Origin of the sequence: Acinetobacter sp. YH12249 (assembly GCF_013417475.1) — a bacterium.
Lineage (GTDB): Bacteria > Pseudomonadota > Gammaproteobacteria > Pseudomonadales > Moraxellaceae > Acinetobacter.
On record NZ_VPDX01000007.1, the window covers coordinates 1 to 20,626 of the forward strand.

Below are 20,626 nucleotides of genomic sequence, written 5' to 3' on the forward strand. Positions count from 1 at the left end.
GAATAATTCAAGTGAATTTGTTTGAAAGAAAAACTTTAAAAGCTTTATTTTCACCCGATAAAATACCCATAAAACAAGAGGAAGCTCATTTGAGCTTCCTCTTGTGAAAAATTGTGGGACAGCAATGCCTGAACAGGGTCTTTTTTCTATTATATTGTCTTGATCAGGTGACGGATTAATTATCATAAAACCGTCATAAAGCTGTAACCCGGCTGTCATATTCCAAAATCAAAATGTGAGTATCGAAAACAGGTACTCAACTGAATCAAAAGTGGTGTACTCGAAATTTTAATAAATGAGAGAGATCCAGAATGCGCTTAACAAATATAGCAATCTTAATTGCAGCGGGGGTAGCGGCATCCACGACAGCGAATGCAGCACGTGACACTATTCAAATCGCAGGTTCTTCTACTGTTTTACCTTATGCCAGTATTGTCGCTGAAGAATTTGGCAATACTTTCCCTCAGTTTAAAACACCAGTCGTTGGTTCAGGTGGTTCATCTGGCGGCCTAAAACAGTTCTGTAATGGTGTAGGGGACAATACCATTGATATTGCCAATGCCTCGCGTCAAATCAAAAGTGCCGAACTGGCAGAATGTAAAAAGAATGGTGTCAACAAGGTACTAGAAATCAAGATCGGGTATGACGGGATTGTCTTTGCATCTAATTCGAATAAAGCCGCTTATAAATTACGACCTCAGCATGTTTATGCTGCTTTAGCTGCGCAGTTACCTTCTAAAGGGAAAATGGTGGCTAATCCATATACCCGCTGGAACCAGATTGATCCAGCTTTGCCGAATGAACCCATCACTTTAGTGATTCCGGCTTCAAATCATGGCACACGTGAAGTCTTCCAGGAGAAGATGGTGGATGCAGGCTGTGAAACGTATGCTGCAATTAAGTCTCTAGATAAAGATGCCAAGAAAAAGGCGTGTAGCACCTTCCGTAAGGATGGACGCGTCATTGAAATATCAGGTGACTATACTGAAACCTTGGCACGTTTAAAGACCTCACCAAGTGCAGTCGGTGTCTTTGGTCTGGGCTTCTATGACCAGAACCGTGATCGTCTGCGTGTAGCTACAGTCAATAACGTGGCACCTTCTGAAAAGACCATTTTAAACGGTGCTTATCCGGTATCTCGTCCATTGTTCTTCTATGTCAAAGGCGAACACCTGAAATCAATCAAAGGTTTGCAACAGTTCACAGAGTATTTCCTGAATAAAAAGGTATCGGGTAAGGGTTCCAAGCTGGAAAAAGCCGGCTTGATTTCAATGTCAGACAAAGAACGTGCAGCAGTGCTGGCAAATTTTAAGGCTGCAAAAGCCGTAGTAGTGAAATAAAACAGGATTTAGGGAAATGCTGGTGACAGTCGACCTGTCATCGGCTTTTCATGGCAAGCAAGTTTTTTCACAGACTAAAATCCTGAAAAGAACCATGGAGAATACATGAATCTGCTACTTATAGGTGTGTTACTGGCTTTAATTGCCATCGCCTATCAAATCGGATTAAGTAAAAGCCGGAAACTAGCAGGTCAGGGCAATAATTCTGCGATGCTACATTCACGTCCTGGATATTATGGCGCGCTCGTAGCTTTGTGGTGTGGACTTCCTGCATTTTTGATTCTGATGGCATGGAACATTGTTGAACCTAGCCTGCTGGAACAGGTCGTAATTAAACACCTGCCTCATGATGTTTTGACTCATCTGGATCAAGCCAGTCTGAGTGTGGTCATAGATCGTGTACAGGCATTGGCTTCCGGTTTCGGTGTCAGTGATCAGCCGGCTGCTTATGAACTTGCAGCAGCAGAACAATTAGCTAAATTTTCTACCATCGGTACTTTTGCCAAACTGGCAGTTGTCATTTCTGTGGCTTTGGCCGGTCTGGTCTGGGCAAAAAAACGGATCAGCCAGAATTTTCGTGCACGGAATCAGGTCGAAAAGATCATGAATATCGGGCTGGCCTTGTGTTCTGGAGTAGCCATCCTGACCACACTCGGCATTGTGATGTCGATGTTTGGCGAAGCCATGCGATTCTTCAGCTTTGTCAGTCCACTGGATTTCTTCTTTGGCACCGAATGGGATCCGGGTTTTAGCACCACGGGTCATGCCGAAGGCAGTTATGGATTATTGCCATTGCTGTGGGGAACATTGATGGTCAGCGGGATTGCATTACTTGTTGCAGTCCCCTTAGGACTGATGATTGCGATTTATCTGGCCGAGTACGCATCACCACGCTTCCGAGCTTGGGCAAAGCCGACCATTGAGGTTTTGGCTGGAATTCCAACGATTGTCTACGGTGTTTTCGCCTTAATGATTCTGGGGCCATTTCTTAAAAGTCTAGGTGCTTTGGTCGGTATTGATATTAATGCCACCAGTGCGCTTACTGCTGGCTTCGTCATGGGCATCATGATTATTCCATTCGTGTCATCTTTATCAGACGACATTATTACCCAGGTACCACGTGCCTTGAGGGATGGTTCTTTAGGTCTGGGCGCGACCAAATCTGAAACGATTCGTCAGGTCGTATTACCAGCCGCTTTACCCGGCATTATTGGCGCTTTTTTGCTGGCGGCATCGCGGGCCATTGGTGAGACCATGATTGTGGTACTCGCAGCAGGAAACAGTCCGCAACTGCATGCCAATCCGCTGGAAGCAGTCTCAACAGTGACCATTACTATCGTCAATCAGCTTACGGGTGATACTGACTTTGCCAGTCCGCAGGCGCTGGTGGCTTTTGCGTTGGGTCTTACCCTGTTTGTCATTACATTAGGGCTGAACATTGTTGCACTGTACATCGTGCGTAAATATCGAGAGCAATACGACTAATGAGTACTTCAAATACAACGCCTGTAGATCAGCCTATTGATCCATCTGTGGCTGCTGAGCAACGTGAAAAGCGCAGGAAGACCATTCAAAGCTCTCTGGCACGACGTCATCGCAAAGAAAAAACCTTTCGTGTCATGGGGCTTTCTGCCGTATTGGCTGGTTTGTTCTTTGTGGTAGTTCTTTTCGGCAGTATTTTGGGCAAAGGTTTGCCGGCATTCTGGCAAAGCAGTATGAGCTTGCCGATTCATTTTGATCCAGCCATTGTCAATATTAATCCTAAACCTAAACAGGCTGCGGGAGAATCCCAGGCACAATTTGAACAGCGTATGGTGGATTGGCAAATGCAGGTCGGTCTGGTCGACTGGGATGCCTTGATTGTAAATGGCATGATTGCCAAAAACAGTAAGCTGGAAAGCCAGCGTTATGAACTGGGCTATTTATATACCAGTTCAGAAGCGTATCGTCTGCGGGATATGGTACTGAATAATCCGGCTCTGGTTGGTCAAACTCAGGACGTGAAAATTCTGGCAGATGCCAATGTTGATGTCTGGCTGGCTGGCAATATTGACCGCGATCTGCCCGATGAACAGCAACAGCTCAGTCTTGAAGTCCGTCAGCTTGCGGATGATATGAAAGCTGCCGGAATCATAGAAAGTAGCTTTAATACCAATATCTTTACCAGTCCGGACTCGCGCAGTTCACCTGCTACCTCAGGTCTCGCAGGCGCATTTATGGGCTCATTGTTCATGATGCTGATCGTGATCTTTATTTCGATTCCGATCGGGGTCGCATCGGCTATCTATCTGGAAGAGTTTGCGCCGAAGAACTGGATTACCGATGTCGTAGAAGTGAATATTAATAACCTTGCGGCAGTTCCTTCCATTGTCTTTGGTTTGCTCGGTGCAGCGATTTTTATTGGCTGGATGCATTTGCCGCTTTCAGCACCATTGGTCGGTGGTCTGGTACTGAGCTTGATGACATTACCAACTGTGATTATTACTACGCGTGCATCACTCAAAGCCGTACCGCCATCCATCCGTCAGGCAGCATTAGGCTTAGGTGCATCACGCTTACAAACCGTATTTCACCATGTTTTACCGCTTGCACTACCGGGTATTTTGACTGGGGCGATTATTGGTGTGGCACAAGCACTGGGTGAAACGGCCCCACTATTATTGATCGGGATGAGTGCTTTTGTGGCGAGTGTTCCGGCTTCGCCTTTTGATCAATCCACGGCATTGCCGGTGCAAATTTTCCTGTGGCAAGGCAATGAGCTGCGTAACTTCTTCGAAGGGCGTACTGCAGCAGCCATTATTGTACTTCTGGCCATGATGATCAGCCTGAACAGCTTGGCCATCTGGTTACGTAAGAAATTTGAAGTCCGTTGGTAAGGAGGGGCAGAATATGAATACAGCAAATCCAACTATAAATGCCTTAGAAAAGGATCCGTCTGTGAATCCACAACATACACAATTTATCCAAGATTCTGTAACCCAAAAGCCGGCGACTGCTTTTGTTTCCCAGTTTGATACTCAGGCTGAAAACAAAGCACCGAAAAAGTCAGATCAGGTCAAAATCAGTACCTCAGATGTACATGTTTACTATGGTGAAACAGAAGCAATTAAAGGCATTGATCTGAACATCTATGAAAATGAAGTGATTGCTTTTATCGGTCCTTCAGGTTGTGGTAAGTCAACATTCCTGCGTACTTTAAACCGGATGAATGACACGATTGATCGCTGTCGTGTGACCGGTAAGGTGTTGCTGGATCATCAGGATATTTATGATCCGAATCTGGATGTGGTATTGCTGCGTGCGCAGGTGGGGATGGTGTTCCAGAAGCCAAACCCTTTTCCAAAATCGATTTTTGACAATGTCGCTTATGGGCCAAAATTGCATGGTCTGGCACGGGATAAATATGATCTGGAAGAAATTGTAGAAAACAGCTTGCGTAAAGCGGGATTATGGGATGAAGTCAAAGACCGTTTAAATCAGCCGGGTACGGGGCTGTCGGGTGGTCAGCAGCAGCGTTTATGTATTGCACGGACGATTGCCGTTTCTCCTGAAGTGATTCTAATGGATGAACCTTGTTCAGCACTCGATCCGATTGCAACAGCCAAAGTTGAAGAACTGATCTCCGAGCTTTCAACCCAATACACCATTGCTATTGTGACTCACTCCATGCAGCAGGCAGCGCGAGTCTCTGATCGTACCGCTTATTTCCATTTAGGTGATCTGATCGAAGTCAACTCGACCGAGAAAGTCTTTACCCAGCCAGATCATCAGCTCACTGAGGCCTATATTACAGGGCGTTTTGGTTAAGAAGTTTTATCTCAAGAAAGAAGGGCTAAAAAGCTCTTTTTTTTATATCCAAAAGTAACCAAAGAATAGAAGATATATCAATTGAATCAGTGAAATGTGGAAAAATAAACCGAATCCTATTGTGCCCTAAATTCTTATAGAATATGCCGTCTTTGACATGGCAGAGCTGTCAAAAGATAGATGTTAAGAAAAGGTTGCATCCGCTATGGAAACACTCAAAAAGATGTCAGTTTTTCTGATGCTGCTGATCGCATTAAGTTTAGGCATTGGTGGTTTGTGGCATCAATTACAAGGCGGCAGCATGTTTTATACACTGATTGGATTGCTGTATGGACTCAGTTTGAATTTCTATTTTAAAAAGCAGGAAAAAGCCTTATATGCGAATTCTGCTGTATTGCTGGGTGTTATTCTCTGGGCAGGTTATCAACATGGCATTAATCTTTTATAGTACAAATTATTTTTGCTCTACTAGAGCCCCATGGATACTGCTCTGTTTCAGCAATTAAACAACAATATTCTATTGAAAAAAAATCATTTGACCTTATCTTAAATTGAAACCTATATAAATAATTGAGACCCGATTTTTATGTTATTTCATACCCCCAAATTACCCGCTGAAATCCGTATTAGTCACTTGAATGCGCGCATTAACGAGCAACGAAAAAAAATAGCGCAAACAACTTCATCTAAACTGGAACTTTTGCAATTGAGCCAGCAATTGTCAAAAGAAGCGCGTGCGCGTAAGAAAACTAACCAGAAAATCTATGTACTCGATTTTAAAGGCGATATGGCTGCGTCTGCGGTAGAAAGCCTGCGTGAAGAAATTACCCTGATTCTATCTACAGCGAAAGCTGGTCGTGACCGTATCATTGTACGTTTAGAAAGTCCGGGTGGTATGGTGCATGGTTATGGTCTTGCAGCTGCGCAACTGGTGCGCTTACGTGAAGCGGGTTTCCATGTGACCATCTGTGTCGATAAAGTGGCAGCCAGTGGCGGTTATATGATGGCGTGTATTGCAAATGAAGTGATTTCTGCGCCGTTTGCGATTGTGGGTTCAATTGGGGTAGTGGCACAGGTGCCGAACTTTAACCGTCTGCTGAAAGAAAACAAGATCGATTTTGAACTTTATACTGCGGGTCAATATAAACGTACGGTGACCATGTTTGGTGAAAATACCGAAGAAGGCAAAGCCAAGTTTGAAGAAGAATTGCAACAGACACATGCCTTGTTTAAACACTTCGTGGAAAAATATCGTCCACAGTTAAATGTTGAAAAAGTGGCAACGGGTGAACACTGGTATGGTCAGGATGCCCTAGATCTGAATCTGGTGGATAAACTGCAAACTTCCGATGAATATCTGCTAGGCCTATTACCACAACATGATGTGTATTTAATCCAGACCCGTAAAAAACCAACGCTGGGCGAAAAACTAGGTTTGCAAGCAGCACAAATTGCAGATTCTTTTATCCCAGCGGTGATGAATAAAGTGGTAGATACGCTAACCAAAGCCAATTCAAATCTGGTTCAGATGCGCGATCCTAAACTTTAATTCATTATTCAGTTATGAATCTAAGAGCTCACTTCGGTGGGCTTTTTTATGATCTAAAATCAAACAATTGTGCTATAAATAACTGACTTATAGTGGTTTCTCATTTATATGCTCACGTTTCTTTTACTATTCGGCTTCTTCAGTATCATTTTTATTCCGATGCTATGTATGTTCTATTCTGAAGCGAAATTAACCACTGACGAATCGAAGAAAATTTTATTTTGGCTCAGCTTTCTTCCGGGCACTTCAATCTTTTTACTTTACGCATTTTTAAAGCCAGATGCTCCACCTGTTATTCCTTCGCAGGACTGTGGCGTGATTCAATTTTACCAATTCAATGCTCGTCGGAGTGGTTACTTTGAGCGTGTCAGCATCCGCTTTGATGATACTCAACATAATCGTCATCTATTTTTTGATAAGCATCTAAAGAAAATTCCTCAAGGTCAAAAAGCCTGCTTTGAATATTTAGATAAGTTCAAATATCCGCATTTGGCAGAATCTAAGCTGGTTAAATGGATTGAACCTTCATAAATATCAGCCATTGTTACTGCTCATCAGCTAAAATGAAGCATATTTCCATTAAGAGCAGAAAGATGACCGTGGCTGAAGCATTTTTAGCAATCCAAAATTGTTATTTTAACTATGAATTTGAGGAACTGAATTTAGCGGATGACTTCCCAGAAGAGTTGCCTGTTTCTCTACGTGGAATTATGTACAGACATGAGATTCAATATCCCGATGCCACCTATTATATTTATTACAGCGAGATATTGACGGGTAATGAATTGCAAAAAATGAAAGATGATTGGCAGCGATATTGCCCACTTCCATAATTTAAAATAAGAAAATATAAAATCTAAGTCTTTAATTCCAGCAAATAAAAAAGCTCACTTTAGTGGGCTTTTTTATTTGCTGGAATTAACATCAATCCACCAGTAAACATCGCCCCAACTGTCGCTAATAATATATCTTTATGGGCATCCCACATATCACCTTGCTGGCCGTTATAACTTTCCGCCTGTTCAGGTGATAAGCCAATGGCGATCAGCCATTCAATCCATTCATAAATCAGACTGGTTGCCATCACAAATTGAATGACTAAAAGAAAAATGGTGAATGGTTTTTGCTGGGGTAACCAGACCTGAAACAGTCGATAAAAAACAGGATAGAGCAACAGGCCAAAAACCAGATGCACAAAACGGTCAAACATGTTGCGAGACCAGCCTATGAGAGCATTTAGGTCAAAGCCAAACAGTGTCTGAATCCAGTCATTATAAGGCACATAAGAATATAGATAATGTGCTGCAACGATATGGATGAATAAAAACAGAATATACAGATTAAAACTAAGAAAACTGAGTCCGATTTTATACAGGCAGAAAATCAGCATACCGATCATAAATAGGGTACCGGTCTGATGCAGTAAATAGGATTGCATTTCCAGAGGCTGAATGCTGGCAACAATGATCGCAGCCACCAAAACCCCCAGGCTGATCAAATGTTTGCCGCTCAATCGATGATCTATCATCTTGTTATCTGTCGTTTTGTTTTAAAGTTGAAAATAATTATAAATAAAAAAAGCGAAGCCGGAGCCTCGCTTTTGGTCTTAATTATCTAAATTAGATTTTAGAAATTAAGTCTTTAATTTGTTTTGCCTGGTCAGCAGCATTACCTGTATAAGTTGCAGGGGTCATTTCAGCCAGACGTGCACGGTCTGCAGCAGGAACTGCTTCAAGCTCATTACCATTCACGAAGCTCACCATCATGTCACGAGTCATCGCTTGACCACGAGTCAGTGCTTTCAGTTTTTCGTATGGTTTTTCAACGTTATAACGACGCATTACTGTTTGGATTGGTTCAGCCAGAACTTCTTGTGCGTGGTCAAGATCTTCAAGAATACGAGCAGCATTCAGTTCAAGTTTACCGATACCTTTTAAGCATGCCTCAAACGCGATCAAGCTTTGTGCAAAACCAACACCCATGTTACGAAGCACAGTAGAGTCAGTTAAGTCACGCTGCCAGCGAGATACAGGCAGTTTTTCGCCCAGGTGAGCCAATACGGCATTTGCAATACCCAGGTTACCTTCAGAGTTTTCAAAGTCGATTGGGTTCACTTTATGCGGCATGGTAGAAGAACCCACTTCGCCTTCTTTCAGTTTTTGTTTGAAGAAGCCGAGAGAGATATAACCCCAAACGTCACGGTTAAAGTCGATCAGGATGGTATTGAAACGACGCAGTGCATCAAACAGTTCCGCCATATAGTCGTGCGGTTCGATCTGAGTGGTGTACGGGTTGAAAGTCAGACCTAAAGATTCCACGAAAGCTTGTGAGTGAGCAGGCCAGTTGATTTCTGGGTAAGCAGAGTAGTGTGCATTGTAGTTACCTACAGCACCGTTGATTTTGCCCAGCAATTCAACATTTTTGAACTGTTTGATTTGACGAGCCAGACGGTAAGCCACGTTCGCCATTTCTTTACCCAAAGTGGTTGGGCTGGCAGTTTGACCGTGAGTACGAGACAGCATTGGCTGTTCAGCGTGAGTCTCAGCCAAAGCCACGATTGAATCGATAATTTGTTGCATAGACGCGATTAAAACATCACGGCCATTTTTCAGCATTAAAGCATGAGACAGGTTATTGATGTCTTCAGAGGTACATGCAAAGTGAATGAATTCACCCGCATTTTTCAGCTCTTCAATCCCTGCAATTTTTTCTTTCAGGAAATACTCAACCGCTTTCACGTCATGGTTTGTAGTACGTTCGATCTCTTTAATGCGGTTGGCATCTTCTTCAGAGAAGTTTGCAACAATCGCATCAAGTGCAGCATTGGTTTCAGATGAGAAAGCTGGCACTTCAGTGATTTCAGGACGGTTGGCAAGCGCTTGTAACCAACGCACTTCAACAGTCACACGAGCATGGATCAGACCAAACTCAGAAAGAAAAGGGCGCAGCGCATCACATTTGCTAGCGTAGCGTCCATCTAATGGAGAAAGTGCAGTTAAAGCGTTCATATCGATTCCCTAAATTTTGGAATTAAACGAAAAACGGTGCGCGTACAACAACATGGTTTAGATCACCTGAAACTGTAAGCGCGCGAGATTTTGGATATCCTGTAGCAGCTTGCGCTTGCCAAAAATCATGCCCCATGAACTGCCACCAAGCTGACGCCATAAGTGCGCCATCTGCAGTCCAGTAAATAGTGAAGCACGGATGCGGTTGGTATGACCGGAATCTTTAAAGGCTTCAGCATTGCCACGCACCATGATCCGCGGATTGATCTGTCCGGCGGTATCGACATAGGTCTGAGCGAGGTTGGCAATGATGCTGGGATGCATGTAATTGTTATCGAAGAAGGAGAGCTGTCTGAGGATTTTTTGCTGGGATTGTTCGATGATTTCAACAAACTTGGGATTACTATAGACCTTCTTTTCTAACTGAAGAAGTGCCATGGCATAGGACATTGGAAGTTTGGTCGATGAAAGTTTTGGAAGTCTGGATTTTGGGGACGTATTAAAAGGTTGGGTAATGCTGCTTTCCAGGGTTTTTAAACCGAGGGAAATATCGGCCAGCTGATTAAAGAAGTCTAAGGTCTGGGCATTTAACTTGCCACTTGGACGGATATTTAAACTGGCTTTAATCAACTGCTCAAAATAGAAATTACCGCTTTCACCAATGCTTTGCTGTCCCGTCAATGCAGTCATATGCGTCAGCTGGGTGGCCTGAAAAACCCCTGCCAGCGCCAATGCACGATTTTGACGAACATTCAACGTTGTGGCTTGTTGAAACGGTAACTCCGTCATGCCGAAATCATCCTTTAATAAAATCAGGTTTAGGCGCATTGGTATGATGAATCACGCCACCACCTAAACAAACTTCACCTGAGTAGAATACAACGCTTTGACCCGGGGTCACAGCACGTTGCGACTCATCAAATTCAACACGAACACCATTTGGTGTTTCTGGATCCTTGAAAATAGTACACGCTTGGTCAGGCTGACGGTAGCGGGTTTTTGCCGTACAGCGGAAACCTGATTCAGGAATATCCTGTTCACCGGCTACCCAGTCAATCGCTTCAGACCACAATATGGTACTTTGCATCAGTGGATGTTCATGACCTTGACCGACCACCAGACGGTTACCTTCGATATCTTTATGCAGCACAAACCAGGCACCTTCTTCCGCGCCTTTCATACCGCCAATACCGATCCCGCCGCGTTGACCGAGCGTATAGTACATTAAGCCGTGATGATCACCAACCTCTTTGCCATCTTCCAGCACGATTTTTCCAGGTTGAGCCGGTAAATATTGCTTTAAGAAGTCATTGAAGCGACGTTCCCCAATAAAACAGATACCCGTAGAATCTTTTTTCTTGGCTGTTGCCAGACCTAATTCTTCTGCAATTTTACGTACTTGTGGTTTTTCAATTTCACCGACAGGGAACAGGGTCTTATTAATTTCACGACCATGAACCGCATGCAGGAAGTAAGTCTGGTCTTTATTATTGTCATAACCACGCAGTAATTGAGCATATTGCTCACCATGTGAATTGGTCATGGTCTCGCCGCGACGACAGTAGTGACCGGTGGCAATAAAGTCGGCGCCGAGATTGATCGCATGATCCAGGAAGGCACGGAATTTAATTTCTTTATTACACAAAATATCCGGGTTTGGCGTACGGCCAGCAGCATATTCAGCCAGGAAATGCTCGAACACGCGATCCCAGTATTCCATCGCGAAGTTGGCAGTATGCAGTTTAATCCCGATCTTGTCGCAAACGGCTTGTGCATCGGCAAGATCTTCCATTGCCGTACAGTATTCTGTGCCGTCATCTTCTTCCCAGTTTTTCATGAAAAGACCTTCAACCTGATAACCCTGTTGAAGGAGGAGAGCTGCAGACACAGATGAATCTACACCACCAGACATACCGACGATGACACGTTGTTGCATAGGATTAGGCATCCAAATTTGAAATTAAGGGAGAATTTTGGTGCTCGTAAATGAGCGATAAAGGATAGCGTTTGCCAGCTTGGGCATCCTGCACGGCTTTAATCACCAATGGGCTGCGAGCACGTGCGGTTTCAACCAGTTCATCCAGCGTCATCCAGACTGCACCGACAATACCGGTATCCAGTTCAGCATTTTCATCATGGCTGATGGCTTCTGCTCTCAAACAGAAACGGAAATAGGTACGATCCGGGAACATCGGTGGGGTATAGGTATAGATGCCGATCAGATCAGTGACATTAACCTGATAGCCGGTTTCTTCCATGGTTTCACGAATAGCTGCTTCGACAATGGTTTCACCTGCCTCCACATGGCCTGCTGGCTGATTGAATACGGTATGGGTGACACCTTCAGTATGTTCTTCAACGAACAGGAATTTTCCATTTTTTTCGACGACAGTTGCAACAGTGACGTGAGCAGTCCAAGCGGTCATAAAGGAGCACCATGGAATAAAAACTGTATTCTACAAAATTTAGGCGGCGGTGGCTATGTCGATACTCGGGATTTTAATTTAGATGATTAACAATAAAGGTATTTGGCGAAAAAGAAAACGTAGAATATAATGAGTACATAAAATACTAAAACAGTAATATTTGCATTCTACGCTTTAATATAAGAATTTGATTTAAAATAAAATTTAATAAAAATTAGCAGTATTTCATAACAATTAAAATAAATAACAGGCTTTATAGGACAGGATTCCAATGAAATTCAGAACAGACATCAATGGCCTCAGAGCAATTGCCGTGATTGCAGTCATGCTATTTCATTTTAATGCGGCCTGGATACCTGGCGGTTTTGTTGGAGTAGATGTCTTCTTTGTGATTTCAGGCTTTTTAATGACTGGAATCATATTTAAAGATTTAGAACATGAAAAATTTTCTATTCTGAAATTTTATGTGGCTCGTGCGAATCGGATTATTCCGGCTTTGGCCGCGCTGTGTCTGGTATTAATGATTTTTGGCTGGTTTTATCTGACGCCTTTTGATTACAAGTTATTGGGTAAGCATGCCGCGAGTAGCATGACTTTTTTATCCAATATCAGTTACTGGAAGGAATCCGGTTATTTTGAGGCAGGCACTCACGAAAAGTGGTTATTACATACCTGGTCACTTTCCGTAGAATGGCAATTCTATATGATTTATCCACTCGTTCTCATTGCCATGCGCAAGTTCATGTCCATCCAGACCATGAAATTTGTGCTGCTGGCAGGAACGATTTTAGGATTCATTCTATCTGTGATCGCTACCTACAAATGGCCAAATCCGGCTTATTTCCTGTTACCTACCAGAGCCTGGGAAATGATGATCGGGGGAATTGCTTATCTTTACCCTTTGACCTTGCAGGAAAATAAGAAAAGGTTGCTGGAAGGAACGGGATTGGCACTTATACTGGGGTCTTATTTCTTCATTTCAGCAGAAGATTTGTGGCCTGGCTATCTGGCAGTTTTTCCTGTTATCGGCACTTTTCTGATGATACACGCACATCGAAATGACAGCGTTATTACCAATAATATTGTATTTCAAAAAATAGGAACCTGGTCTTATTCTATTTACCTCTGGCACTGGCCTTTGGTGGTTCTGATCTATATTTACTCATTACCTGAATATTATGTGTATGCCGGAATAGTACTTTCTATAGTGTTAGGTTTTCTGAGCTATAAGTATATTGAGCAGATTAAATTACCTTCATATCATCAATGGAAAGATATTTATCGTATAAAACCACTTTATTTTTCTCTAGTGCTCATGAGCTTAGGCGTTACTCTAAATATATTTAATGGTTTTAATACAGATCTGCGCCAAGGTGCAGCCTCAGAACAGGCAAAATTTTTAGATTATTATAATGAGAAATTCAAAAATTTAAGGGATGCATACTGGCTAAAATGTGATACTTACGTGAGCCTGACCGAGCATAATAGTTATGATCCTGATCCGGTCTGTATCACGAAACAAAAGGAAGGCGGGGTGTTCTTATGGGGAGATTCTCATGCTGAAGCACTTTCTTTAGGGCTAAGGACATTACTGAAATCCAATGATATCCCTTTTTATCAGAAAACCTCTTCCATTTGCCGGGCATCGCTAACCGAGATCAACTATCATAAAGGAGCTTATAAAGAAGCCTGTGATTATTCCAATAAACTGGCGCTAAAGAGCATCGCAGAACTTAAGCCCAAAATTGTGGTTATCACCCAAGCCTTGAAGCATGACAAAACCAATTGGGAAAACATCGGGAAAAGTTTACTTCAGCTTGGCGTATCCAATATCGTCATTGTGGGGCCAATTTCACAATGGAAACCTTCGCTTCCGAAAGTGATGGTGAAACCGAAAAACTGGAATAGTGCTGAAGATTTTATATTTGATGCCGGACTGGATCTAAGAGCAGTTCAGGTAGACGAGAAAATGAAAAAATTACAATATCCTCAGGGAATTACCTATATATCTCTTATTGACCATCTATGTAAAAAAGATGATGTTCAACAGCAATACAAATGTCGGATTCGGGCAGCTCAAGGAGAAGACCTGCTCCAGGTAGATTATGGTCACTTAAGTGAATCAGGCTCTTTATTTGTAGGGAATACCATACTGTCAAAATACTTATTAAATTTATATTCTCAGGGTGTGACTACAAAACAATAAGCTTATTTCCTGAGATTGCTCAGCCACCTGTTGAGGTGGCTTTTACGTATATAAGTTTAATCAAAATTATTCATTCATTTTGAATATTTCAGTGATCTCGCAATCACGCACAAATTGTTCATCATGTGAAACTAAAATCACAGCGCCGGCATAAGACCGAATTGCGCTTGCCAACAAAGCTTTAGACTCAATATCCAGATGATTCTCTGGCTCATCCAATAATAAAAGTTCGGGTTGAGGAGAGACCTGGCTAAGACCTAATAACGCCACTTTCAGTTTTTCACCACCACTTAACTGAGACAAAGGATAAGTACCTTTATCACCACGAATTCTGAGTTGGCCCAACAGATTACGCCATTCCACTTCCGGAATATCAGGATTCATCTGTCTTAAATTTTCAATCGCACTTAGTGCCTCATTGAGAAAACTAAAATTTTGATCCAGATAAAAACAGCTTCGTGCCAGAAAGATTTGATCTAGAGGTTGCTGCTTTTGTTGGGCGATCAGTTTCAGCAAAGTGGATTTACCAATTCCGTTTCGGCCTACAATATGAATTTTTTCAGCTGCACTTAAAGCAAGATTCACAGGCTGTGGAGTACCAAAAGGAAGCTTTAACTCTTTAACCCGCAGAATTTCACCAGACTGTGGTTTAAAATCTGGAAATTGAAATAACTGAGGTTTTATCTTTTCAAGTTGCTGCTTTTGAACTTTTAACTCAGAGTGTTCATTCAAAATTTGCCGTTGGTGCTGTGCCTGAACTTTACCTATACTTTGACCAGCTTGTTCCTTTTTAAAGTCTAAAAGCACTTTGGCTTGGGAATTCGAATCACGTAATTTGTTTCCGGCACGTTCCCGCTTTTGTGCTTTCATTAAAACGTCATGCTGCTTGTGCTTCATCTGTTTAATATCACGCTGACTCTGCTGAATTGACTGTTCGAGTGAAGTGACATTTTTCTGATACTGTTCAAAAAACTCCGCATAGTTTCCTGTAGAGTGCTGTAATCCATGCTCATTTAAATAATAAATATGATCAACCTGATCTAGCAAAGTCCGGTCATGACTAATGATCATCACACCAGCAGGATGTAACTTTAAATGCTCTATTAACCATGTTCGTGCTTCACGATCCAGATGGTTGCTCGGCTCATCCAGCAATAAATAATATTCAGGCTTTAAGAACAAGCTACATAAAGCAAGTTTGGTCTTTTGGCCCTCACTCAAATATTGTACGGGAAAGTCCAGATCGGTGGGTAATTGTGCTGAACTCAACAGTTGCTGCCATTCATGCGGCAAATGCCAACTATCCTCAAGTAGCTCATAATCCTCGAAACTGGCTGTACCATGTTCAACATTTTTAAAAGCACGATGTAATTGACTTACTTCGAGTGCTTCAGCAATTGTGGCTGCCTTTAACCGATGCAATTGTGGTAGATAGGCATGATGCATTTGCCAGGAAACTTGACCTGAGCAATGTGGAGAAGAATGCTGAGTCTGATGCAAAAGCTGCATGAGCAAAGACTTACCTTGTCCATTACGGCCAATTAAAGCGCTGACCTGAGCTTTAGGAAGGGTAAAATTTAAATTCTGAAATATGACTTTGGAAGGGAATTCTAAAGTCAGACTGGATATTACACATGCCTGCTGAGTCATAAATAACCTCATAAATACAGGATGCACAAAATAAACAAGGGATTTTTTTCTAGAAGAAAGATCAAGCCAGACAATCTATTTTGCACATCAATCTAAAAATAATCGTTGATGAGAAAAATAGACTTACTTCATTGGCGTGACTCACTTATAAGAGAAGGGGAATTCGGACCTTATTTTAATACAAATAAGCTTGCTTAAAAATAGATCAAATTAGGATTTTTTTATCCAATATGTTGATGCTGATTTAAGTAAATTTCAGGTTTTTAAAAATATGAGATGATTGACTTGAAGTTGAACGAGTAAGTTTCATTTACACTATGCGGCTAAAGTCTCTCTATTTTGCTTTTAAAGGATTTTTTTATGTCTGAACTCAAGCTCTACATTACTTTATTGGGCGGCAAGCATGAAAAAGCCAATGTAGAAGTACATGATGTAGTTCCGGTCATTAGTTCAGATATTAAGACAGCTTTTCCATATCTGAAGGAACAATGGTTTGGTGTGCAAAAAGGCCTGCATGTCGATGGCTGGATGACGATCAATGGTGTTAGCTATCAGGATCTGAATTATCAGGTTCAGGTGACGGATATACCTGTAAAACAGGATTTAAAATTATTCCTGATCAATTTAGGTGCTTATGTGCCAGATCAGTTTGGTGAAATCCATAAATATCTGGTAGTTGCTGCTAAAAATAAGACTGAGGCTAAAGCACAAGGCAAGCTGGCCATTGAAAAAACTTGGTTTAAACCTCATACCGATGCCGTGATTGATGTGGATGATTGTTTAGAACTGAACAAGATTGACCAGAAATTTGTGCATCTGGTAGAGGGAGACTTTAAAGCCAATAGTTTTAAGAATGATTATGTGGTTATTCCTTGATTTAAATAAGGCTACGTAAAGTAGCCTTAATTTATCGATTTATTTGTAATGGCCTGAGACTTTCACATAGTTTTGTGCTGAATAAGGCAAGAAAGCTATTTCCTTTTCAGTCAGTGGACGCACTTTTTTGACTGGACTGCCTACATACAAGTATCCACTTTCTAATACCTTATTCGGTGGTACCAGTGAACCTGCTCCAATCATCACATCATCTTCAATAATCACGTCATCGAGAATAATTGTACCGATACCCACTAAAACACGATTACCGATGGTACAGCCATGTAATTTTACATGATGACCAATCGTCACATTTTCACCAATAATCAGTGGTGAACCTTCAGGTTTATCCGCCTTTTTATGACTCACATGCAACATAGAATGATCCTGTACATTCGAGTTCTTGCCAATACGAATATGATTCACATCACCACGAATTACGGCAAAAGGCCACACAGATACATTTTCGCCTAAAACGACATCACCTACGACCACCGCCATCGGATCGATATAACAAGAGTCAGCGACTTGCGGGCGAGTATCCAGATAAGGGCGAATGTTTTGGCTCATGTCAGTATCATCCTGAAAGTTTATAAGCATTATAAAATAAAAAAGCACACATTCGATGAATGTGTGCTTTGGCTTTAGTAAGATCTAATATTGATAATAAATATTAGAACAGGTTACTAAAGAATTGTTTGATATGATCCAGCATGCGGGCAAAGAAACCAGCTTCTTCAACTGCTTTCAGTGCAACAAGTGGTTTCTCAGCAATCACTTTGCCGTTTAAAGTCGCCACATATTTACCTACGACTTGACCTGGTTGTAAAGGCGCAGTCAGTTTAGGCTGAACGACCAATTGAGTCTTGATGGCATTGGCCTGACCTTTAGGCATAGTCACGTTAAAGTTTTCTGCAAGTCCGATCTGAACTTCATTTTCCTTACCAAACCAGACTTTAGACTTGGCTAGAACCTGTTTAGCGGGTTGAACATTTTTGGTTTCAAAGTTCGCATAACCCCAAGCCAGAAGTTCACGTGTTTGTGATGCACGTTCATTCATGGTTGGTGCACCAAAAATCACTGAAATCAGACGAGTCGGACCGCGTTTTGAAGAGGTCGTTAAGCAGTAACCGGCTTCATCAGTATGACCAGTTTTCAAACCATCTACACTTGGATCAGTATAGAGCAGGGCATTACGGTTGCCTTGCTTAATCCCGTTAAAAGTAAACTCTTTTTCAGAGTAGATTGGATAGTATTTTGAACTGTCTTTGATGATGTGCTGAGCCAAAATTGCCATATCTTTCGCAGTTGAATAATGGCCTTCAGCTGGCATACCAGTTGAGTTGATGAAGCTGGTATTGGTCATGCCGATCCGTTTTGCTTCCTGGTTCATCATATGTGCAAAGGTACCCTCGTTCCCTGCAATATGTTCAGCCATCGCCTTAGATGCATCGTTACCAGACTGGATAATAATTCCGCGCAACATTTCTAGTGCAGTCGCCGTACCATTTAAAGGCACATACATACATGATTCTGCACTGCTACCACGGCACCATGCAGATTCATTCATGCGAACCTGTTCATCTTCAGTCAGCTCACCACTTAATAACTTCTGCTCGATGATGTAACTGGTCATCATCTTGGTCATTGAAGCAGGGGCTAATTTTTCATTTTCATTTTTTGATGCGAGAATTTGCCCTGTCTCGTAGTCCATTAGCACATAAGATTTATTATTCAATTCTGGTGGTGCAGATAAGACAGTTGCTGCAAAGCTAAAACTAGGAATTAATAATAATGCAGCAAGGGCAGTTTTTTGGGTCATTTCTAGTGGGTTCCAATATCTTGATGTAAGCACGAAGAGCCTAGCATTTTAGGACAAAGCTAGGCTGACTTCTATGGGAAACCCGGGGTTATTTCAAAAGTATTGTAAGCAATCACGCAAAAAGTGGATTATTTACTGTAGCTCACCAACTCATTGCAAATGGCCTGATTCTTTTTCTTGCCAGCCTTTTTGGCATCACTCTGTGCTTCGGCCAGAATGTTACGGAAATCTGACTGTTTTACCATCTGGTTCAGGCGCTCAACCGGATTTTTTTGGCCGGGCAAATATTCAGTCACCAGCTGGTTATACCCCTGATTGAATTTTGCTTTGTCTTTGACCATGCTTGGGCAAATTTCAGAAAGGACATAAATTGCAGCTAATTCTTGCTTGGTGATTTCCTGACTCGGGGTGACTTCAATATTTTCATTTGCTGCATAAACCGAGCTTCCCCAAAGTGTCATACCAGCAACAACAGATAAACTTAAACTTTTAATTAATGTATGTTTCATCAAAAAACTCAAAAATTACATGTAGAACAATAATTTGTTAGCTTAAAGATATTTTCAAAATTGAAAAGAGGGGAAATGTAGTGAAGCTGTAGAATTATGAAGAAATGTGTAAGAGAAAAAAGACGATGCTGGCATCGTCTCATTTCAGTGAGAAAGACCTTATTCCTGATAAGCTAAAACGTCTTCACACGCTGTTTTTTGTTCGTCTTTTGCAGTCTGTTTTGCACCTTGACGTGCTTCTTCAAGCACAGTCTTGTATTCACTGTCTGCCTGAAGTTTTTGATAGGTCATCGATTTGTCTGAGTATTCTTTTAGATAAGATTGAATCAGCTGCTGAATCGTTGTATCGAATTTTGCATTCTGACCAATAATGCCCGGGCATACTTCAATCATTACCTGTGCAGATGCGACATCTTCTTTCACGATCATGTCATTTTCTTCAGCTGTCAAATCATTGGCAATAACTGCAGGAGAAACAAAAGTTGCCAAACTTAAAGCCAAAGTACCCCAAAGAGAGAATTTTTTCATCATCTTAAGCCATATGTATTAATGGATATCGTGCTACAAATATATATAATTCCTGAACTAATACAATGAAATGTCCTAGCGAGTCATTTTTTAGCTCAACGAGATTTTGCAGTGAATATATTAATTTCCAATGATGATGGCGTTTTTGCACCAGGTATACAGGCACTGGCGCAGGCCTTGAGGCCTTTAGGACGTGTTGTGGTGGTAGCTCCAGAAAGTGAACGTAGCGGATTTTCCAGTGCACTGACTTTAGACCGACCATTAAGACCGATCCAGATTTCTCCCGATGTATGGGCGGTTAATGGCACGCCGGCTGACTGTGTCTATCTGGCCATGAACGGCTTATTTGATGTTGAATTCGATCTGGTGGTCAGCGGCATTAACAGTGGTGCCAATCTGGGAGATGATGTGCTGTACTCGGGTACGGTGGGGGCTGCATTTGAAGGCCGTCTGGCCAAACAACCTGCATTAGCAGTTTCTCTATGTGGGCAAAACGTTCGATCTTATACCTTACCAGAAGATTATCGCATTGCAGCGCAATGGGTACATGATTTTATTGCGGCAGGTTTGCCGACTTTGCCTGAGCGTCATATTTTTAATGTGAATATTCCTGATGTGGCTGAGCTGAAAGGAACTAAAGTGACCTTTCAGGGACGCCGTAGCCAGTCCAAGCCGATTACCAGTCATGTAGATCCACGTGGTCGTCAGGTTTACTGGATTGGGCTATCGGGTGAAGCAGTCGCAATGCCAAAACATAAAGGAACTGAAATCGAGTCAGACTTTTTTGCAATTGCCAATGGCTATGTAAGCGTGACGCCAATTCAGATGGATGCCACAAACTATGACACACTTCACACTTTGCAAGCCCAGATTCTAAATAAAATCTAATGAATGTTATAAGTTTG

22 protein-coding genes are annotated in these 20,626 nt (G+C 42.0%); 11 read left to right on the plus strand and 11 right to left on the minus strand.

Translation table 11 applies throughout. The annotated features are described in order from the left end of the window. Positions 1-219, minus strand: a 219-nt coding sequence (locus tag FTV25_RS15975; protein WP_218947807.1) for a hypothetical protein, incomplete at its 3' end; no start/stop codon positions are given. Positions 220-311: 92 nt separating this feature from the next. On the opposite strand from FTV25_RS15975, the gene FTV25_RS05525 reads away from it, so the two are divergent. The 8 genes from FTV25_RS05525 to FTV25_RS05560 all read left to right on the plus strand — a co-directional run bounded on the left by FTV25_RS05525 (position 312) and on the right by FTV25_RS05560 (position 7,529). Further along, positions 312-1,340, plus strand: a complete 1,029-nt coding sequence (locus tag FTV25_RS05525) for a substrate-binding domain-containing protein (protein WP_180003469.1) — start codon at positions 312-314, stop codon at positions 1,338-1,340. 105 nt (positions 1,341-1,445) lie between these two features. Continuing rightward, positions 1,446-2,825, plus strand: a complete 1,380-nt coding sequence (gene pstC, locus FTV25_RS05530; RefSeq protein WP_180003467.1) for a phosphate ABC transporter permease subunit PstC — start codon at positions 1,446-1,448, stop codon at positions 2,823-2,825. After that, on the plus strand, positions 2,825-4,216 hold the full coding sequence (gene pstA, locus FTV25_RS05535) for a phosphate ABC transporter permease PstA (RefSeq protein ID WP_180003464.1): 1,392 nt from the start codon (positions 2,825-2,827) through the stop codon (positions 4,214-4,216). The genes pstC and pstA overlap by 1 nt, the downstream gene beginning before the upstream one ends. 13 nt (positions 4,217-4,229) lie before the next feature. Further along, positions 4,230-5,147, plus strand: a complete 918-nt coding sequence (pstB, locus tag FTV25_RS05540; RefSeq protein ID WP_218945514.1) for a phosphate ABC transporter ATP-binding protein PstB — start codon at positions 4,230-4,232, stop codon at positions 5,145-5,147. A gap of 205 nt (positions 5,148-5,352) precedes the next feature. Then, on the plus strand, positions 5,353-5,595 hold the full coding sequence (locus FTV25_RS05545) for a hypothetical protein (protein WP_180003462.1): 243 nt from the start codon (positions 5,353-5,355) through the stop codon (positions 5,593-5,595). Positions 5,596-5,733: 138 nt separating this feature from the next. Next, a complete protein-coding gene (sohB, locus tag FTV25_RS05550) occupies positions 5,734-6,696 on the plus strand; it encodes a protease SohB (RefSeq protein ID WP_159123126.1) in 963 nt (320 codons plus the stop codon). 108 nt (positions 6,697-6,804) lie between these two features. Continuing rightward, a complete protein-coding gene (locus FTV25_RS05555; RefSeq protein WP_180003459.1) occupies positions 6,805-7,227 on the plus strand; it encodes a hypothetical protein in 423 nt (140 codons plus the stop codon). A 62-nt stretch (positions 7,228-7,289) separates the two neighbouring features. Beyond that, positions 7,290-7,529 (plus strand): hypothetical protein, encoded by a 240-nt coding sequence (locus FTV25_RS05560; protein WP_159123128.1) that lies wholly within the window; start codon positions 7,290-7,292, stop codon positions 7,527-7,529. Positions 7,530-7,588: 59 nt separating this feature from the next. On the opposite strand, the gene FTV25_RS05565 is transcribed toward FTV25_RS05560, so the two are convergent. The 5 genes from FTV25_RS05565 to FTV25_RS05585 form a co-directional block, all read right to left on the minus strand. Next, a complete protein-coding gene (locus tag FTV25_RS05565) occupies positions 7,589-8,224 on the minus strand; it encodes a DUF2238 domain-containing protein (protein ID WP_125278405.1) in 636 nt (211 codons plus the stop codon). A gap of 91 nt (positions 8,225-8,315) precedes the next feature. Continuing rightward, positions 8,316-9,704, minus strand: a complete 1,389-nt coding sequence (gene purB, locus FTV25_RS05570) for an adenylosuccinate lyase (RefSeq protein WP_034703634.1) — start codon at positions 9,702-9,704, stop codon at positions 8,316-8,318. Between the two features lie 57 nt (positions 9,705-9,761). After that, the gene (gene hflD / locus FTV25_RS05575; RefSeq protein ID WP_004782648.1) at positions 9,762-10,493 is read right to left on the minus strand and encodes a high frequency lysogenization protein HflD; all 732 of its coding nucleotides are present in this window, start codon (positions 10,491-10,493) and stop codon (positions 9,762-9,764) included. Positions 10,494-10,500: 7 nt separating this feature from the next. Then, positions 10,501-11,640 (minus strand): tRNA 2-thiouridine(34) synthase MnmA, encoded by a 1,140-nt coding sequence (gene mnmA / locus FTV25_RS05580; RefSeq protein ID WP_180003457.1) that lies wholly within the window; start codon positions 11,638-11,640, stop codon positions 10,501-10,503. 4 nt (positions 11,641-11,644) lie between these two features. Further along, complete coding sequence (locus FTV25_RS05585; RefSeq protein ID WP_179992255.1) at positions 11,645-12,130, minus strand: NUDIX hydrolase; 486 nt, start codon at positions 12,128-12,130, stop codon at positions 11,645-11,647. 271 nt (positions 12,131-12,401) lie between these two features. On the opposite strand from FTV25_RS05585, the gene FTV25_RS05590 reads away from it, so the two are divergent. Continuing rightward, a complete protein-coding gene (locus FTV25_RS05590; RefSeq protein ID WP_180003455.1) occupies positions 12,402-14,336 on the plus strand; it encodes an acyltransferase family protein in 1,935 nt (644 codons plus the stop codon). A 66-nt stretch (positions 14,337-14,402) separates the two neighbouring features. Here the strand turns inward: FTV25_RS05590 and FTV25_RS05595 are convergent, their stop codons facing one another. After that, complete coding sequence (locus FTV25_RS05595) at positions 14,403-15,986, minus strand: ATP-binding cassette domain-containing protein (protein ID WP_180003452.1); 1,584 nt, start codon at positions 15,984-15,986, stop codon at positions 14,403-14,405. Between the two features lie 360 nt (positions 15,987-16,346). Here FTV25_RS05595 and FTV25_RS05600 point away from each other — a divergent pair, with 360 nt between their 5' ends. Beyond that, complete coding sequence (locus FTV25_RS05600; protein ID WP_180003449.1) at positions 16,347-16,862, plus strand: DUF1543 domain-containing protein; 516 nt, start codon at positions 16,347-16,349, stop codon at positions 16,860-16,862. A 39-nt stretch (positions 16,863-16,901) separates the two neighbouring features. Here the strand turns inward: FTV25_RS05600 and FTV25_RS05605 are convergent, their stop codons facing one another. The 4 genes from FTV25_RS05605 to FTV25_RS05620 all read right to left on the minus strand — a co-directional run bounded on the left by FTV25_RS05605 (position 16,902) and on the right by FTV25_RS05620 (position 19,724). Continuing rightward, positions 16,902-17,432 (minus strand): gamma carbonic anhydrase family protein, encoded by a 531-nt coding sequence (locus FTV25_RS05605; protein ID WP_180003447.1) that lies wholly within the window; start codon positions 17,430-17,432, stop codon positions 16,902-16,904. Between the two features lie 103 nt (positions 17,433-17,535). Next, complete coding sequence (dacC, locus tag FTV25_RS05610) at positions 17,536-18,684, minus strand: D-alanyl-D-alanine carboxypeptidase PBP5/6 (protein ID WP_180009794.1); 1,149 nt, start codon at positions 18,682-18,684, stop codon at positions 17,536-17,538. 128 nt (positions 18,685-18,812) lie between these two features. Further along, entirely contained in the window at positions 18,813-19,193 is a 381-nt protein-coding gene (locus FTV25_RS05615) for an MCR_0457 family protein (protein WP_004782633.1), read from the minus strand. Positions 19,194-19,352: 159 nt separating this feature from the next. Continuing rightward, complete coding sequence (locus tag FTV25_RS05620; protein WP_004782632.1) at positions 19,353-19,724, minus strand: MCR_0457 family protein; 372 nt, start codon at positions 19,722-19,724, stop codon at positions 19,353-19,355. A 108-nt stretch (positions 19,725-19,832) separates the two neighbouring features. Between FTV25_RS05620 and surE the strand changes: the two genes are divergently transcribed. Continuing rightward, on the plus strand, positions 19,833-20,609 hold the full coding sequence (gene surE, locus FTV25_RS05625) for a 5'/3'-nucleotidase SurE (RefSeq protein WP_125278414.1): 777 nt from the start codon (positions 19,833-19,835) through the stop codon (positions 20,607-20,609). Positions 20,610-20,626: the final 17 nt, after the last annotated feature.